The 17,525-nt window shown below is 34.1% G+C and carries 16 protein-coding genes; 11 read left to right on the top strand and 5 right to left on the bottom strand.

The features are described 5' to 3' along the window. Positions 1 to 77 precede the first annotated feature (77 nt). From ACOCEA_RS14540 to ACOCEA_RS14520, 5 genes are read left to right on the top strand one after another with little or no spacing between them, the layout of a single operon-like run. Positions 78 to 341, top strand: coding sequence for a DUF4834 family protein (locus ACOCEA_RS14540; protein ID WP_420756989.1), 264 nt, complete (start codon positions 78 to 80; stop codon positions 339 to 341). A 32-nt stretch (positions 342 to 373) separates the two neighbouring features. Beyond that, entirely contained in the window at positions 374 to 2,809 is a 2,436-nt protein-coding gene (locus ACOCEA_RS14535) for a YfhO family protein (RefSeq protein WP_420756988.1), read from the top strand. Next, on the top strand, positions 2,809 to 4,080 hold the full coding sequence (locus ACOCEA_RS14530; protein WP_420756987.1) for a glycosyltransferase family 4 protein: 1,272 nt from the start codon (positions 2,809 to 2,811) through the stop codon (positions 4,078 to 4,080). The genes ACOCEA_RS14535 and ACOCEA_RS14530 overlap by 1 nt, the downstream gene beginning before the upstream one ends. Then, positions 4,081 to 5,535: a lipopolysaccharide biosynthesis protein gene (locus ACOCEA_RS14525; RefSeq protein WP_420756986.1), complete on the top strand. Its 1,455-nt coding sequence runs from the start codon at positions 4,081 to 4,083 to the stop codon at positions 5,533 to 5,535. A gap of 58 nt (positions 5,536 to 5,593) precedes the next feature. After that, positions 5,594 to 6,427 (top strand): RluA family pseudouridine synthase, encoded by an 834-nt coding sequence (locus ACOCEA_RS14520; protein ID WP_420756985.1) that lies wholly within the window; start codon positions 5,594 to 5,596, stop codon positions 6,425 to 6,427. Positions 6,428 to 6,497: 70 nt separating this feature from the next. Here the strand turns inward: ACOCEA_RS14520 and ACOCEA_RS14515 are convergent, their stop codons facing one another. Beyond that, positions 6,498 to 7,640 (bottom strand): hypothetical protein, encoded by a 1,143-nt coding sequence (locus ACOCEA_RS14515; RefSeq protein WP_420756984.1) that lies wholly within the window; start codon positions 7,638 to 7,640, stop codon positions 6,498 to 6,500. A 150-nt stretch (positions 7,641 to 7,790) separates the two neighbouring features. Beyond that, positions 7,791 to 10,568 (bottom strand): excinuclease ABC subunit UvrA, encoded by a 2,778-nt coding sequence (gene uvrA / locus ACOCEA_RS14510; RefSeq protein ID WP_420757059.1) that lies wholly within the window; start codon positions 10,566 to 10,568, stop codon positions 7,791 to 7,793. A gap of 245 nt (positions 10,569 to 10,813) precedes the next feature. On the opposite strand from uvrA, the gene ACOCEA_RS14505 reads away from it, so the two are divergent. From ACOCEA_RS14505 to ACOCEA_RS14495, 3 genes are all read left to right on the top strand, one after another. Continuing rightward, complete coding sequence (locus ACOCEA_RS14505) at positions 10,814 to 11,395, top strand: RNA polymerase sigma factor (protein ID WP_420756983.1); 582 nt, start codon at positions 10,814 to 10,816, stop codon at positions 11,393 to 11,395. Between the two features lie 74 nt (positions 11,396 to 11,469). After that, positions 11,470 to 11,613 carry a hypothetical protein gene (locus ACOCEA_RS14500; protein ID WP_420756982.1) on the top strand — a complete coding sequence of 48 codons (144 nt, stop codon included), beginning with the start codon at positions 11,470 to 11,472 and terminating at the stop codon, positions 11,611 to 11,613. Positions 11,614 to 11,934: 321 nt separating this feature from the next. Continuing rightward, positions 11,935 to 12,516, top strand: a complete 582-nt coding sequence (locus tag ACOCEA_RS14495; RefSeq protein ID WP_420756981.1) for an RNA polymerase sigma factor — start codon at positions 11,935 to 11,937, stop codon at positions 12,514 to 12,516. A 233-nt stretch (positions 12,517 to 12,749) separates the two neighbouring features. Here ACOCEA_RS14495 and ACOCEA_RS14490 read toward each other — a convergent pair whose 3' ends face one another. Next, a complete protein-coding gene (locus ACOCEA_RS14490) occupies positions 12,750 to 13,412 on the bottom strand; it encodes an endonuclease III domain-containing protein (protein ID WP_420756980.1) in 663 nt (220 codons plus the stop codon). A 51-nt stretch (positions 13,413 to 13,463) separates the two neighbouring features. Between ACOCEA_RS14490 and bcp the strand changes: the two genes are divergently transcribed. Continuing rightward, positions 13,464 to 13,916, top strand: a complete 453-nt coding sequence (gene bcp / locus ACOCEA_RS14485; RefSeq protein WP_420756979.1) for a thioredoxin-dependent thiol peroxidase — start codon at positions 13,464 to 13,466, stop codon at positions 13,914 to 13,916. A 49-nt stretch (positions 13,917 to 13,965) separates the two neighbouring features. Here bcp and ACOCEA_RS14480 read toward each other — a convergent pair whose 3' ends face one another. Further along, positions 13,966 to 15,429 carry a TonB-dependent receptor gene (locus ACOCEA_RS14480; RefSeq protein WP_420756978.1) on the bottom strand — a complete coding sequence of 488 codons (1,464 nt, stop codon included), beginning with the start codon at positions 15,427 to 15,429 and terminating at the stop codon, positions 13,966 to 13,968. A gap of 165 nt (positions 15,430 to 15,594) precedes the next feature. On the opposite strand from ACOCEA_RS14480, the gene ACOCEA_RS14475 reads away from it, so the two are divergent. Beyond that, positions 15,595 to 16,371 (top strand): MBL fold metallo-hydrolase, encoded by a 777-nt coding sequence (locus tag ACOCEA_RS14475; protein ID WP_420756977.1) that lies wholly within the window; start codon positions 15,595 to 15,597, stop codon positions 16,369 to 16,371. A 2-nt stretch (positions 16,372 to 16,373) separates the two neighbouring features. Beyond that, positions 16,374 to 16,868 (top strand): hydrolase, encoded by a 495-nt coding sequence (locus ACOCEA_RS14470; protein ID WP_420756976.1) that lies wholly within the window; start codon positions 16,374 to 16,376, stop codon positions 16,866 to 16,868. Here ACOCEA_RS14470 and ACOCEA_RS14465 read toward each other — a convergent pair. Continuing rightward, the gene (locus ACOCEA_RS14465; protein WP_420756975.1) at positions 16,865 to 17,524 is read right to left on the bottom strand and encodes an alpha/beta hydrolase; all 660 of its coding nucleotides are present in this window, start codon (positions 17,522 to 17,524) and stop codon (positions 16,865 to 16,867) included. The two genes, ACOCEA_RS14470 and ACOCEA_RS14465, sit on opposite strands and share 4 nt — an antisense overlap. Between the last annotated feature and the right edge of the window lies 1 nt (position 17,525).

The raw sequence follows: 17,525 nt of genomic DNA, 5'->3' as shown, positions 1-17,525 counted from the left end.
TTATAATTATTTTAATACTTTGAACCTAGTATTACAACGTGATAATTGTATTTTTGATATAAATCACATTAAATAAAATGGCTTTATTAAAAACAATATTGATAATTCTATTGGTGTACTACCTTCTAAAGATTTTAGCAAGGTTATTTGTGCCAAAGATATTAAGCTACGCAGCCAAAAAAACAGAATCACACTTTAAACAAGCTTTTGAAGGCTTTGAACAAAATACAGGCACTAAGGAAGAGCAAATAGGAGATGTCATAGTCAATAAAAAGGCGAAAGCCAAAAAAGGAGATTCTGAAAAAGTTGGTGAGTATATAGACTTTGAGGAACTAGACTAGTTATATTTGCGTAACCAACCACCATCCTGTAAATGAAGAAAGGTTTAAAATTCTTTTTCACTAATTTTTTTGTATCCGTATTTTTCATAATTGCGGCGTTAGCATATTTCCATCCAGTACTGCAAGGAAAGGTTATTTATCAACAAGATATTGTCCAGTATACTGGCATGGCCAAGGAGCAGAATGATTTTAGGAAACAAAATGATGCTGAACCCTATTGGACCAACAGCGCATTCGGTGGTATGCCAACCTATCAATTAGGTGCAAATTACCCTCATAATTACATTAAAAAGTTAGATCGTTTGATACGGTTCTTACCACGGCCTGCAGATTATCTATTTCTGTATTTCATTGGTTTTTATATTCTATTATGCTGTTTAAAGGTTGATTATAGATTGGCGATTCTTGGTGCTTTAGCTTTTGGATTTTCAAGTTATTTAATTATAATAATTGGCGCAGGCCATAATGCAAAGGCACATGCGTTGGGTTATCTGCCTATTTTACTAGCTGGTATCGTCCTCGTTTTTCGCAAAAAATATCTAGTAGGCTTTTTGGTCACCGCTATTGCCATGGCCTTGGAAATTGTAGCCAATCACTACCAAATGACCTATTATTTTATGTTGCTAGTATTGATTTTGGGAGTGGTATATTTAATTGATGCCATTAAAAGAAAAGAGCTTAAGCATTATTTCATAAGTGTTGGAATTCTTCTTGGTGCCGTACTTTTGGGTATAGCTTCAAATGCAACTGGATTATTGGCGACTAAAGAGTATGCGGATTGGAGTACAAGAGGTAAGAGCGAACTTACTATAAATCCCAATGGTACATACAAAGACAATACAACCGGACTCAGTAAGGACTATATCACACAATGGAGCTATGGCATTTCAGAATCACTAAACCTTTTTGTTCCAAGATTATTTGGTGGTGCTAGCCAAGAAAATCTTGGAGAAGATTCTAAATCTTTCAATTACTTGATTGACAAGGGCCTTCCAAGGTCTAGTGCATTGGATTTTGTTAGTGGACTGCCTTTGTATTGGGGTGAACAGCCTGGTGTTTCTGGTCCCGCATATATTGGGTCTATTGTATTTTTCTTATTTATTCTTGGATTGTATTTGGTTCGGGGTAAGCACAAATGGTGGTTGTTTTTTGGAGCTTTGTTTTCTTTGGCTTTGTCTTGGGGTAAGAATTTTGGATTGCTTACTGATTTTATGATAGACCATTTCCCGCTATATGATAAATTCAGGGCAGTAAGTTCTATCCAGGTAATATTGGAACTTTGTGCGCCGATTTTGGGAATTTTGGCACTTAAGAAAATGTTCTCATCTAAGGTAAACATAACGGACAAATTTAGATCCTTAAAATATGCTGCTGGAACTGTAATTGGTATTGGGGTACTTTTATTTGTTTTTAAGGGTATGTTCGATTTTATTGGCCCTTCAGATGAGCGTTTGAGAATGACAGGGTTGGAAGAATTGCCAGAAATGTTGAAGTTAGACCGTAAGGCGGTTTATACCAGTGATTTATTACGTTCTTTAGGTTATGTTGCAATTAGTATTCTATTACTTTGGTTTTATTTAAAGGAGCAATTGAAAATGAACCTTGTTCTAATTGCAATTGGAACTTTACTTGTTTTTGATTTAGTAGGCGTAAACCTTAGGTATGTCAATAGCGATAGTTTTGTTTCAAAGCGAACAATGTTAGAACCGTTCCAAGCTACTGCGGCCGATAGACAGATTTTGAAGGATGATAGTGTTTACCGGGTTTTTGACCAGACCAATGGTTTTGATTCTGCCAAAACTGCTTACTTCCATAATAGTATAACCGGATACCATGCAGCTAAACCCTCAGGTATGCAAGATTTATTTGAATTTCATGTCTACAAGGGTAACCTTTCAGTATTTAACATGTTGAATGTAAAATACGTTGTGAGACAAGATGAAGATGGTAACGCGTTTCCTATAGAAAATCCCAATGCCAATGGGAATGCTTGGTTTATCAAAAATTTAAAATCAGTTGGATCGGCAAATGAAGAAATTGTGGCATTGGATAGTTTAGATACAAAGACTACGGCTGTTGTAAATACGAACACGTTCAATAATATAAATAGGTTTGATTATCAACTAGATTCTATTGCTTCCATTGAGTTAATTGATTATAAGCCTAACCATTTGAAATATACGTCGGAAAACCCTAATGCTGGTATTGCTGTTTTTTCTGAAATGTATTATGCGAAGGGTTGGAATGCCTACATTGATGGTAAGTTAACAGACCATTTTAAGGTAAATTATGTTTTAAGAGCTTTAAAGATTCCTGAAGGTAAGCACGACATTGAATTTAAGTTTGAACCTGAAGTGGTAGAACGTGGTAGCAAGATTACATTGGCCAGCACCCTGTTGTTAGGTTTGATTCTTTTAGGGGGTATTGTTTTTTCTTTTATGAAGGCTAAAAAGGAGGAAAAAGAATAATGAGAAAAGTCTTGGTCATTACGTATTATTGGCCACCTGCTGGGGGACCAGGCGTACAAAGGTGGCTTAAATTCGTCAAATATTTACAGGATTTTAATATAGAACCTATAGTCTATATTCCAGATAACCCCCATTATCCATTAGTAGATGAATCTTTTAAGGCAGATATACCAAGTAATATCAAAATTTATAAGCATGCCATTTTTGAGCCTTATAATTTGGCCAGTATTTTTTCTGGTAAGAAAACAAAGCGCATTAGTAGTGGATTGATTAATACAAAAGATCAATCTTTTTTAGAAAAGGTTATGCTTTGGATTAGGGGTAATTTGTTTATTCCTGATGCCAGAAAATATTGGATAAAACCTTCTGTACGTTTTTTGAATACTATTATTGAAGAAGAAACTATTGATACGATTATCACAAGCGGTCCACCACATAGTTTACATTTAATAGGATTACAATTACAAAAAAAGTTAAATGTAAAATGGATTGCAGATTTTAGGGACCCATGGACTTCTATAGGGTATCATAAGAAATTGAAATTAACCAATTATGCCCAGAAAAGACACAAACAGTTGGAAACTCTGGTGCTAAGAAGTGCAGATAAGTTACTAGTGACAAGTAGAACTACAAAAGCCGAATTCAGCAGCATAACCTCAAAACCTATTGAAGTAATTACGAACGGATATGATAACCAAAAAATTGAAGGACTACCCTTGGATCAATTTTTTTCAATTTCACATATTGGATCTATGCTTACAGGGCGCAATCCATTAAATTTGTGGAAAGCACTTTCAGAATTAATCCAAGAGCATCCAACTTTTAAGGAAAAATTAAAGTTGCAATTTATAGGGGTTGTAAGTGATGATGTGTGGGAATCGATCAGTGAATTTGGTCTACAGGAATTTACTGAATTTTTGGGGTATTTGTCACATGAAGAAGCTGTTATATACCAACAAAAATCACAGGTGTTACTTTTGGTTGAAATAGATTCAGAAGAAACAAAAGGAATTATTCCGGGAAAACTTTTTGAATATATGCTGGCAGAAAGACCTATTCTTGGGATTGGCCCAGAAAATTGGGAAGTTGCTACTATGGTTTCTGAAACAAAATCTGGTTTTGTATTTAATTACAAGGCCCATATTCAGCTGAAAAATGTACTTTTAGATTGGTTTGGGCAATATCAAAATCAATCGTTACATATTGATCCGGTTAAAACGGAACACTATAGCAGACGTGAACTTACACGTAAATTAGCAGCGTACATCTAAATGGGTATAGTATTTAAACAATCCTTAAGTAATACCATTGTAACCTATATTGGGTTTGTAATAGGCGCTATTAATACTTTGATGTTCTATACCAATTTTATGCAAGCCAGTAATTACGGATTGGTACAGGTTATTTTATCGGTTTCTGCAGTTTTAATGCCCATTCTAGCCTTTGGTGTACCCAATAGTATAGTGAAATTTTACAGTAATTTTAATGCTAGTAAAGAACGGGAAGGTTTTTTGACAATGATGCTTTTGTTGCCTTTATTCTTGATACTACCCATTGCCTTGTTTGGTTATTTAGCCAACGATGTTGTTGGTAGTTTACTTTCAAAGAAAAACCCAATAGTCCATGATTATGTATGGCATATATTTTTAACTGGAATGGCAATGGCCTATTTTGAGGTATTCTACGCTTGGGCCAGAATTCAATTAAAGTCGGTTTTTGGCAACTTTATGAAAGAGATTTTTTGCAGGGTAGGTCAATCTATTTTATTGCTGTTGTTTCTATTTAAATATATAAGCATAGATGTTTTTATAAACAGTTTAGTAGGTTTTTATTTGGTAAGAACGTTGATAATGAAAATTTACGCATATCGCTTGCGAAAGCCAGATTTCACCTTCCAATTACCTAGTAACTGGCAGCAAATAATAAAATATAGTGCTTTGATTATTTTAGGGGGATCTACCGCTATGGTATTAATGGAGGTTGATAAGGTAATGTTGAATAATTATTTGCCAATTGAATATGTTGCATACTACGGTGTTGCCGGTTTCATTGCCATAAGTATTGTTGTTCCTTCAAGGGCAATGCACCAAATCACATATCCATTGACGGCCGAATTATTAAATAGAAGGGACTTACCAGCGTTAAAAGCTTTGTATCAAAAAAGTTCGCTAACCTTATTGATTGTTTCCGGAATTTTATTCTTGTTGATTGTTTTAAACTTAAAAGATTTATATCAAATGCTTCCGGAAGGATATAATAAAGGATTTTTAATTGTCTTCTGGATTGGACTGGCTAAAGTGTACGATTCTATTTTAGGGAACAACAATTCAATTTTATACAATTCTGATTATTATAGATCAGTATTGTTTTTTGGGGTTTTATTGGCATTATTGGCAATTGGTTTTAATCTTTGGCTTATTCCCGCCTATGGCATAAATGGTGCTGCAATAGCCAGTTTTTCTGCTTTTTTCATCTATAATACCTTAAAATTGTATTACGTAAAATCTAAGTTTAATATTCAGCCATTTACAAACGAAACCGCTAAAGTTATGCTATTGCTCCTAGGAATTGGAGCCATTTTTTACTTCATTAACTTTACTTTTCATCCAATAGTCAATATTATTTTTAAGAGTATGTTAATGTGTATTTGTTACTTGGTTATTTTATATCGATTTAGGATATCTGAGGATTTACATGGATTGATTTCTAAATATTTGGGTAAGTAAGATAAATAAAGAATTAAAAAAAGCCACTACGGAATTCAAGGAGACCCATATTGCCGATATGCAAATAAAACCAATTCGTTTGCAGGAATATGGCGTAGGTATTTTTAATACAATCTCTACCAAGTCCGGATTAAAAAAAGCGATTAATAAAAAGCTTATTCTTGTAAATGATAAGGTGGCAACCACTGCTATTTTTATCAACGGGGGCGAGGAAATTACCCTGCGGGGCGTTTTAGACAATAAAAAGCCATCAAGATTAATATTAGATTTAGAAGTAATTTATGAAGATGAACATCTTGCTGTTATAAACAAGCCTGCTGGACTTTTGGTAAGTGGTAACACATTTAAAACAGTTAGCAATGCTTTACCTCAAAACTTAACTAAAAGCACAGAAGTAGATGCTATTACTCCTAAACCAATCCATAGATTGGATTATCCGACAACAGGTTTATTATTGGTTGGTAAAACCGCGACTAGTATTGTATCACTTGGTAAAATGTTTGAGGATAAGGAAATCTACAAGAAATACCTTGCGGTTACTATTGGGGCTATGCCTGTTGAAGGTATTATAGATTTACCTATAGATAATAAAAATGCAGTATCAAAATATAGGGTTCTAAAAACTACTGTGTCTAAAAGATTTCATTTTTTAAATTTGGTCGAGTTAGAACCACTTACCGGTAGAAGACATCAATTACGTAAGCATTTGTATTCTATGGGCAATCCTATTTTGGGAGATAGGAATTATAATTTACCTGGTTTACTGTTGAAAGGAAAGGGACTCTATCTTCAGGCGAATATGTTAAAGTTTAAGCATCCTGTAACGGGAGAAATGCTACAATTTGAGCTTTCAATTCCTAAAAACTTTGCTAAAATATTCTTGAACAATTAATTAAAATAAAAGCCCTGCAGTAGATAAATCTACTACAGGGCTAAACAACTAACCAACCTAAAAACTATTTTTATTGTCTTCTACTACTTCTAGTAGTGGTAAACCTTGTATTACTTCTTGATGGAGCCTTACTTACGGATCTTGTATCCGTACTTCTTGAAACCGTACTGCTTGGTCTAGTCGGGGCTTTGTTTACAGCCTTACTTGTACTACTCCTGGTTGTTGTTCTTGTTTGTACAACCGTATGGCCATTGTTAGCTGGCTTTCTGTACGTTGTGGTATTTCTTTTTACTGTTGTACTACTTGGAGTTCTTGTTACCTCTCTCTTGGTAACGGTTTTACCTTGGGTAGCTCTTCCATTATTTCCATTGCTACGCGCTACCGTGGTATTGCGTTTTACCGTTGTTGTCCTTGAAACATCATTGCCTCTATTAGAGTGAGTATTGTTATTTACGACAGCCTTTCTTTGTGTTTTGTTACCTTCAGTTCTATTGGCAACGGTTCTATTGCTTCTGTAAGCATTATCACGCACGGCAACTCTTCTGTCATTTCTATAAATGTTTGCTCTTTCTTTACGTACTTGATTGTATCTATGTTCTTTGCCAATTTTCACATAAGCCCTTCTATTATTATATCTATAAGGACTATAATAGGTATATCTCACAGGAGCATAATACCTTCTATATGGTCTATTCAATACTAAACAAAGGTTTATTGCAGGTCTTGCAAACCATCTGTGATAAGGACGGTAAACATAATTCCTATTATAAATATTTATATATCCGGTGTGGTAGTCATAGAAACCATTGTTGTTGTAGTACACATACATGCCACCAACTCTACGGACCCTACCATTTCTGTAGTTGATATCCACATCACCAATTTGAGAAACACGACCGTAGTAATCATAAAAAATGGGAACATTCTCTACTTGTATTACAGCACCGTAATCATCATATTGTGCATAGGGACTATAGTCATAACCAGAGTTGAAGGTTATTCCATTTCTTCTTCCTGTTACATAATCTTCAATGTAAAAATCAAACTCACCATCTGGATAAACTGAAAACGTAATGCCATTTTCAACAAAAATAAATGAGTTGTTGTACCTATAAGCATTGCGTATTGCAACCTTATCTTCGTTTGTACCTGAGGCAAAGACACCTGTTGTGCCTAAAATCATCGCCGTAAAAAGGAGTACTAAATTTTTCATGATATAAGGTTTTAAATTCTAAGTGTAAATATTTACACTCGGTTTACTTATACCAAACAACGTGCCAAAAAAATAAAATTATTTTAACTAATTGATTTTCAATATTTTAAAATGTATTAATAATTCTAAATTAAAAATATGCCTTACATATTAAATCTTTTCTTTCAAATATTTTGCTGTAAATGAAGCTTTGTTTTGTACCACCTCTTCAGGTGTACCTTCCGCTAATAACTGCCCGCCATTCTCACCACCTCCAGGACCAAGGTCTATGATATAATCTGCACATTTTATCAGTTCAATATTATGCTCAATAACCACAATGGAGTGTCCTTTACCAATTAGGGCATTAAAAGATTTTAGTAGTTTTTGTATATCGTGAAAATGAAGTCCCGTAGTGGGCTCATCAAAAATAAAAAGCGCTTTATCCTTGGTAGTTCCCTTAACCAAAAAAGAGGCTAGTTTAATACGTTGAGCCTCACCACCAGATAGGGTAGAGGAAGATTGGCCTAGAGTAACATAACCTAAGCCAACATCTTGTAATGGTTTTAATTTAGATATAATTTTATTCTGTTCACCAGTAGTAAAAAAGTCAATTGCATCATCAATGGTCATGTTCAGTACGGCATCAATATTGGCATTGTTAAAAGTTACTTCTAAAACATCTTTTTTAAATCTTTTACCTCCACAAGTATCACATTCCAAATGCACATCTGCCATAAACTGCATTTCCACAGTTATTTCGCCTTCACCCTTACATTTTTCACATCTCCCGCCATCTACGTTAAAAGAAAAATGTTTTGCTTGGTAATTTCTAATTTTACTAAGCTTTTGACTGGCATATAAATTTCTTATGTCATCATAGGCCTTTATATAGGTAACTGGATTAGATCTTGATGAACGACCTATTGGGTTTTGATCAACAAACTCAACATGCTTTATATGTTTGTATTTCCCATAGACAGAAGAGAATTGTCCGGCTTTTTCACCGTAACCACCAATTTCTTTTAAAATTATAGGATAAAGTAATTTTTTAACCAAGGTACTTTTTCCACTTCCAGAAACACCCGTAACAACGGTTAGCATATCAAGCGGAAAGGTTACGTTGATATTTTTTAGGTTATTTTCACGACAGCCTTTAATTTCTATATAGTTTGTAGAGGTACGTCTTTCAGAAGGCACCTTAATTTCCATACTTCCGTTTAAGTAACTGGCCGTTAATGATGAGGATTTTAAAACTTCTTCCAATGTGCCTTGTGCAACAATATTCCCGCCATGAGTGCCCGCCTCCGGCCCAATGTCAATAACTTCATCCGCAGCTTTCATAATATCCTCGTCGTGCTCAACAACAATAACAGTGTTACCAAGATTACGAAGAGAAAGTAATACCTCAATCAGGTTTTCGGTATCCTTGGGATGTAGACCAATACTCGGCTCATCCAATATATACATAGAGCCTACCAAACTACTACCTAAAGAAGTAGCTAAATTTATTCGTTGACTTTCACCCCCTGATAATGTATTGGATTTACGATTTAACGTAAGGTAACTTAATCCAACTTTGTCCAAGAACCCTAAACGGGTGTGTATTTCCTTTAATAACCTATCTGCTATTTGTGAATCGTTATCACCCAATTCCAAAGCATTGAAAAATGCAATTAATTTTTCAATTGATAATCCTACAAGTTCAGAAATAGATGTGCCTCCAACTTTTACAAAATCAGTTTCCTGTCTTAAACGCTTGCCGTTACAACTATTACATTTGGTTTTACCCCTATAGCGGGACAGCATGACCCTATTTTGTATTTTATAGCTCTTTTCCTCTAGTGTTTCAAAAAACGAATGTAACCCTATGAAATGATCATTCCCGTCCCAAACCAGTTTTTTCTGCTCATCAGATAGCTCAAACCAAGGCTTGTGAATAGGAAAATCAAATTTATAGGCAGCGTTTACTAGTTGGTCCCTGTACCAACCCATACTTTCGCCACGCCATGGAAAAACTGCGTTTTCATAAATTGATAATGCCGTATTGGGTATAACCAAATCTTCATCAATACCTATAACATCACCATAGCCTTCACATTTTGGGCATGCCCCATAAGGATTATTAAAACTAAAAAGATGAATATTCGGTTCTAAAAACTGGATACCATCCAATTCAAATTTATTGCTGAACAATTGTTGTTTACCATTTTCCAAAACTTCTATAACGCATTGTCCCTTACCTTCAAAGAAGGCGGTATCCACAGCATTGGCCAATCTATTATAAAAATCTTCATCGTTTTTGGTTATAATTCTATCGATAACCAAATTAAATTTTTTTCCAATATTCTCTGGAGCCTGGTCTATTCGTATTACGTTGCCATTATATTTAATTCTAGCATAACCCTGCTTTGAGAATAACTGCAATGATTTTAAGGCATCCCTATCCTCCCTTATGGTAACGGGTGCCAATAGTAGTAATTTAGTATTCTCTTCAAATGATTTTACATGGTTAATAACATCGGACACTGTGTGTTTTTTAACCTCGTTACCGGATATAGGTGAAAAAGTATTGCCAATTCTGGCATATAGGAGTTTTAGGTAATCATATATTTCTGTTGTCGTGCCTACAGTTGACCTTGGATTTGTTGAGTTAACTTTCTGTTCAATTGCTATAGCTGGTGCAATACCTTTAATATAATCTACTTTAGGTTTATCCAATTTACCTAAAAACTGTCTCGCATAAGAAGAAAGACTTTCTACATACCTTCGCTGTCCTTCAGCATATAAGGTATCAAATGCCAAACTGGATTTCCCAGAGCCCGAAAGTCCAGTGATTACGACTAATTTATTCCTTGGTATTACAACATCAATGTTTTTGAGGTTATGCAATTTTGCACCTTTAATAATGATGTTTTCCTTTGGGTTTATTTCAGCAATTGAAGGCATAGAATTTTCTAATTTTGCAAAGATACGATAAGGGGCTTTTACGGCCATATAAATCTATTTTAACCATGATTAATCGTAATAAGTTTCACATTTTTTTTAGAGTATCAATTTTTTTTTATCTTTGGTTCCTATTAAAAACGCAATAAGCCTATAGCAAACATTTACTTTTTAAGTTAGAAAATAACCCACAGAGCCCTTATTCTATTGAATATGGGTCAAATTTTTAACCCACAAAAAGTAAAGCTATGGATTCAATTATTGAAGATTCCCAACTTGTTAAAGAATATATAGAAGGAAACGAAAGAGCACTAGAGGCACTTATTAGAAGACATAATGCTAGGTTAACTGGTTTTATTTATTCTAAAGTTGGCGACCGTGAATTAACCGAAGATATTTTCCAAGATACTTTTATGAAAGTTATAAGAACGCTTAAACGCGGTGCTTATAATGAGGAGGGTAAATTTTTGCCTTGGGTAATGCGTATAGCCCATAACTTGATTATAGACCATTTTAGAAAGAACAATAGAATGCCCATGTTTGAAGGTGCGGACAGTTTTAATGTATTTTCACTTATGGGAGATGATCGTCTGAACGCAGAAAAGCAATTGATAAAAGATCAAATAGACATGGATCTTATCAAGATGATCAAAGAACTGCCAGAAGATCAGCAACAAGTTTTAGAAATGCGTATATATAAGGATATGAGTTTTAAAGAAATATCCGACAATACCGGTGTAAGTATCAATACTGCATTGGGAAGAATGAGATATGCACTTATTAACCTAAGAAAGCTAGTTGAAGCCAATAGTATAGTTTTAACGAATTAATTGGCAGCAGGTCGACTGGTTTTATTATTTTTATTTCCTTTCCGTTCTTTAATTGAACCAAAAAAGAAGGTAATATGGAAAAAATTTACGCCAAGCAAAATGACCATTGTAAAATTGTAGAAACCAGACCAGAGACCATACAATTTTTATTGAATTATTCTAAATCATTGAAAATTACCGAAGTTGACGGTCACCAGTTTGAAAGCAACTTGAATTAGAAATAAACATAACTAATTATATAAGTCCACAAGGAAATCTTTTTCTTGTGGATTTTTTTTGGAATTAACCAGTAGCAAGAAAATTAGTGGGTAACCTTAATAAGCTTAAACACACTATTTCATAATCCCATGCAACTAGTTAAATAATCATTTATTGTACTGTAAATTATGTTTTCGTTGTTTCACATCAAAATAATGCGGTTTTACAACATACTTTTTCCTACAGGACTCCTTTTATATAGTTTTACTTCAGAATCAACAAACTAATAACAGGTACAAACCAAAACACCCAATCTATAACCGCCAAAGAAAATAACTATTATGGAATTACAAATTGAAGACTCAGAATTAGTAAGGGATTATATCAGTGGTGATGAAAAAGCACTGGAAGTTTTAATCAACCGTCATAATCAACGAATTACAAGTTTTATCTATTCTAAAGTTTTAGATAGGGATATAACAGAGGATATTTTTCAAGATACTTTCATAAAAGTTATCAAGACCTTAAAAAAGGGTACGTATAGTGAGGAAGGTAAATTTCTTCCTTGGGTAATGAGAATATCGCACAACTTGATTATTGATCATTTTAGAAAGAATAAAAGAATGCCAATGTTTGAGGGAAGTGATGATTTTAATATATTTTCTGTAATTGGTGATGATAAGTTAAATGCTGAAAAGCAGCTTATAAAGGATCAAATTGATACAGATCTAAGATATTTAGTAGAAGAATTACCAGATGATCAGAAAGAAGTTTTACTTATGCGTATCTATAAGGATATGAGTTTCAAGGAAATTTCAGAAAACACGGGTGTTAGCATAAATACGGCATTAGGTAGAATGCGTTATGCACTTATTAACCTTAGAAAAATAATTGAGAAAAACAATATTGTGCTTACCAATTAGTATTCTTAAAAATACACTCTGACAATATTTCCAATTTTGTTGCGTTAATTTAATGTAACAACATTGGAGATATGGAAAAAATTTACTCAAACAATTACCAAGAACAAACAGAGTTCAATAGAGTATGCCCAAAAACAATCAATTTTTTATTGAGTTTTTCACAGGCACTTTACGATATTGAATATAAGAACATGAGGTTTGAAACCTTTTTAAACTAAAATTAAAGTCTCGCTTTAGCGAGACTTTTTTGTTTTATAGTAGTCTGAAATTACAGTTTTACGGCCAATAGTTTTGGTAATGATATCTTTTTCTAAATTCCAGCCTCTTGCTGGGGAGTATTCCCTACCGTACCATATAATCTGTAAGTGTAAATCATTCCAGAGTTCTTTTGGAAACAGTCTTTTTGCATCCCTTTCTGTTTGTACTACGTTTTTTCCGTTGGTAAATCCCCATCTGTACATAAGTCTGTGAATATGGGTATCTACAGGAAATGCAGGAATGCCAAAAGCTTGCGATACGACTACGCTTGCCGTTTTATGACCAACGGCAGGTAATTCCTCCAATAAGGAAATAGCTTTTGGTACCTCGCCATTGTACTTGTCAATTAATATTTTTGAAAGTCCATATATTCCTTTAGATTTCATTGGGGATAGTCCTACTGGTCTTATAATATCCCTAATTTCGTCAACCGAAAGCTTAACCATATCAAAAGGATTATCCGCTTTTGAAAAAAGCAAGGGCGTAATTTGGTTTACTCGAACATCTGTGCTTTGTGCAGACATTAAAACGGCAATTAATAAGGTATACGGGTCTTTATGATCTAAAGGAACGGGTATTTCTGGATATAGTTCATTTAACTTTGAAATTGTAAAGGTTACTTTTTCCGCTTTAGTCATTATTTGTTTAATTTTACGTTAATTTACTTAAACACAATATAAAATACTACTATGAACACTTTAAAAGTTAATGATAAAGTACCTGAGTTTGCAGCAATAGATCAAGATGGCAATACTATTAATTTATCTGATTATTCTGGAAAGAAATTAATTGTTTTTTTCTATCCAAAGGCAAGTACTCCTGGTTGTACGGCAGAAGCTTGTAATCTTAGGGACAATTATGGGCAATTGCAAAATCAAGGTTACGAACTGTTGGGCGTGAGTGCAGATGCACCCAAAAAACAATTAAATTTTAAAAACAAGTACAATTTTCCGTTTCCTCTGCTGGCTGACGAAGATCATACGATACTAAATATCTTTGGTGTTTGGGGACCTAAAAAGTTTATGGGAAGGGAGTATGATGGTATACACAGAAAAACATTTGTTATTAATGAAGATGGCGTAATAACCAAAGTAATAGATAAGGTTAAAACTAAAGATCACGCAGCTCAATTACTAGATTAGGCAATTAAAAAAGCCCCATTATGGGGCTTTTTATATTTTTTTTATAGAATTAAGATTTGCTTTCTTCTTTGGTTACCAGTTCTTTCTTTGTAAAGAGTTTCTTCTCCTTAATGATCTCGGCAATACCTTCTGGGAGCATCGCTTCCCATCCTTCTTCATTGTTCATTATTTTCTTAAGTACATCCCTAGAGAATATATGCATAATCTCAGGTTCATAATCAATAATGTCCATCACCTTTCCGTTATATTTAAAGAACTTGTACAATTCCTTCATTCTTGGGTGCACCTTTACATTGTTGCTGGTCATCACTTGTCCTGTCTCAGGATTTTTCATCGGATAGAGATAAACTTGCAGGTCTTTGAAGAAGAGTTTACCAAAAGCCTCCAATATGCCACCACTTAAATGGCGATAGTATTTTTCATCGAAAATATCCACAAGGTTGTTTACACCCATCGTAAGCCCAATCCTATTCTTGGTGTAGTTATTAAAATATTCCACCAATTTGTAATACTCCTGGAACTTGGAAATCATTACAGAATGGCCAAGGGAACATAATAGCTCTGCCCTGCCCATAAAGTCTTCCTCATCTATTTCTCCGGATGCTTTAAGATTTGACAATGTAATTTCAAAAATTACAATACTATTAGCTTGATCTACTTGTGGATCTCGAATGAAAATATCATACGATTTTTGGAACATGTCCAAATTCACCTTGGTTACGGGTCTAAAACTACCTCTTAGGGCCAAAATATTCTTTTTATAAAGTACTGCTGCCGGTAAAAGGTTATTGCCATCTGGTCCAAACATAACCGCATCGGTCATATCATTTCTAATCAATTGTAGACTCATTAATCTATTGTCTACATCTTTAAAGTTAGGTCCAGAGAAATTGATCATATCTATCTCTAAGGTGTCCTTGTCTATATGGTCATACAAATATTTAAGCATTTTTTTAGGCTTATGATATTTGTAAAAAGCACCGTATATAAGGTTTACGCCAAGTATTCCTAATGTTTCTTGCTGTAGTCTCGCTTCATTTTGTTTAAAACGGATATGAAGAATTATTTCGTCAAATTCTTTTTGTTTGGGATCAAGTTGATATCGTATACCAACCCAGCCATGGCCTTTGTATCGTTTAGAAAAATCTATTGTTGCAACCGTATTGGCATAAGAAAAGAAAAGCCTATCAGGGTGATGTTCCCTGCTGATCCTTTCCTCCATCAACTCCATTTCGTACTTTAACATGGTCTTTAACCTAGCCTGGGTTACGTATCTACCATCTTTTTCCGTACCATAAATGGCATCGCTAAAATCTTTGTCATACGCACTCATGGCTTTGGCAATAGTGCCAGAGGCACCACCAGACCTAAAAAAATGCCTTGCAGTTTCCTGTCCTGCACCTATTTCCGCAAAGGTCCCGTAAATATCCGGATTCAAATTTATTCTTAAGGTTTTTGCCTTAATTGACGGAATATTTTCAAAAGCGCTTTCTCTTTTTAAAACTGAAGCCATTAGTATGTTTTTATTTAACAAATTTATAAAGAATGGATTACCTAGATAACAATAGGACTAAAAAAATACCATAAGTTTTTGTTCTTTCCATTAGCACCCCAAGAATATGTCTTTCTAATAAAATACCGTATTATTTTTTATGAAATAAGGATTACTTTTGAATACATGAAATCTGGATTGAAAATTACATTTTTAGGAACCGGCACCTCACAAGGTATACCAGTTATTGGAAGTACACATCCGGTTTGTTTAAGTAATGACCCGCGTGATAAACGCTTAAGGGTTTCTGTATTGTTGACATGGGAAGATTATAATTATGTAATAGACTGTGGTCCAGATTTTAGACAGCAAATGCTAACCAATAAGGTAGATAAGCTTAATGGAATTCTTTTTACCCATGAACATTCTGATCATACTGCGGGAATAGATGATATTAGGCCTTACTTTTTTAGACAAGGCGATATTCCAATATATGCCCATGAGCGTGTTATTAATTCCCTAAAAAGACGATTTGATTATATTTTTGAGGATGGAAATAAATATCCTGGTGCACCTTCTGTTGCCATAAACCAAATAGACAAGGACCTTATATTTGAAATAGGAAATAAGCAAGTAGTTCCCATTGAAGCTTTACATAATAGGTTGAAGGTATTGGGATACAGAATTGATAATTTCACTTATTTAACCGATGTGAAAACAATTGATAAGGAAGAAATTGAAAAAATAAAGGGAACCAAAATACTGGTAGTCAATGCACTACGACTAGACCCTCATCATTCCCATTTTAATTTAAAGGAAGCCTTGGAATTTGTGGCATTGATAAATCCGGAAAAAGCTTATTTTACCCATATTAGCCACCTACTTGGATTCCATGCAGAAGTTGAGCAGTGTCTTCCAGAAAATGTACATTTGGCATACGATAATCTGATAATTGAAATTTAATAATGAAAAAGAATATATTTCTTTACCTATTTGTTTTTACATCTCTTATTTGTCTTTATTTATTCGTTAGCAGTGATAAAATGGCAACCACAAATTATGAACAAATAGGTAGGCTACAAACTGAAAATATCAAGCTTAAGGATTCCGTTCAAAATTCTGAATTGAAAGTATTGGAAATGCAATATTTTTCTTTGGAAAATAATGATGATGCACTGGCATATTATGAGCATTTGGATTTGGAGAGCCCTGCCAGGTATATTGCGGATAAGTTATTGGAAACTAATGAAACCCAAGGCGATAATCCATTGGTTCCTTATGATGGAATGCAAAATGATTTTAAGATCAATAAAATTAAAGTATTGAACCATAAATGGATATTGGCTGATTTTTCTGATGGTAAATATTGGGGTGAATTGCTTATTAAATATGAATTAAAAGATGATTTAGGGGCAGATTTTACCTTAATAGACCATCTTCTTTATACCAGAAATAACTAAAGTTTATCGGACAACCATTTTTTAAAGGAATAAAAATTTTGAGGTATTACACCATGTCCGGAAGGGAATTCCTCATAGACATGGTCAATATTTAGATCACTTAAAATTTCAGGTGTTTTTTCCGCCCATTCTATAGGTATTACTTGGTCTACTTGCCCGTGGGAGGTATATATATGTAAATTGGTAAAATCATTATTTCTATAACCATCCTTTAAAATCCGTTCATTAATATAACCGCTTAAACCTATTACATTTTTTATTTTTTCAGGGTAGGATAGGGCAACAGCAAAACTTAAAATCGTACCCTGGCTAAAGCCTAATAAGGTGATTTTGCTCTCATCCAAATGATACGTAGCACATGCTTCATCAATAAAGGCTAGTATTTTATCCCGAGAAGAAATGGCTTGGTTGTCATCGCTCCATTTACCTTTTCCTTCGTCAAAATTTATGGCATACCAAGCATAACCAAATGGTTGAAGGGGATAGGGAGCCCTAACAGATATTATGCAAAGTTCTTTCGGAAGTTCTTGTGCAAAGGAAAAAAGGTCTTCTTCATTACTACCATAACCATGCAACATAAATAAAACTGCTGGTTTTTTATCGGTTACTGAAGATGGCTTAATGATATGTTCTAATGAAAGTGGGGCTAGGGTCATT

This window comes from Maribacter luteocoastalis (assembly GCF_048890225.1).
Classification (GTDB): domain Bacteria; phylum Bacteroidota; class Bacteroidia; order Flavobacteriales; family Flavobacteriaceae; genus Maribacter; species Maribacter luteocoastalis.
This window is presented reverse-complemented; position numbering and strand designations above follow the sequence as displayed.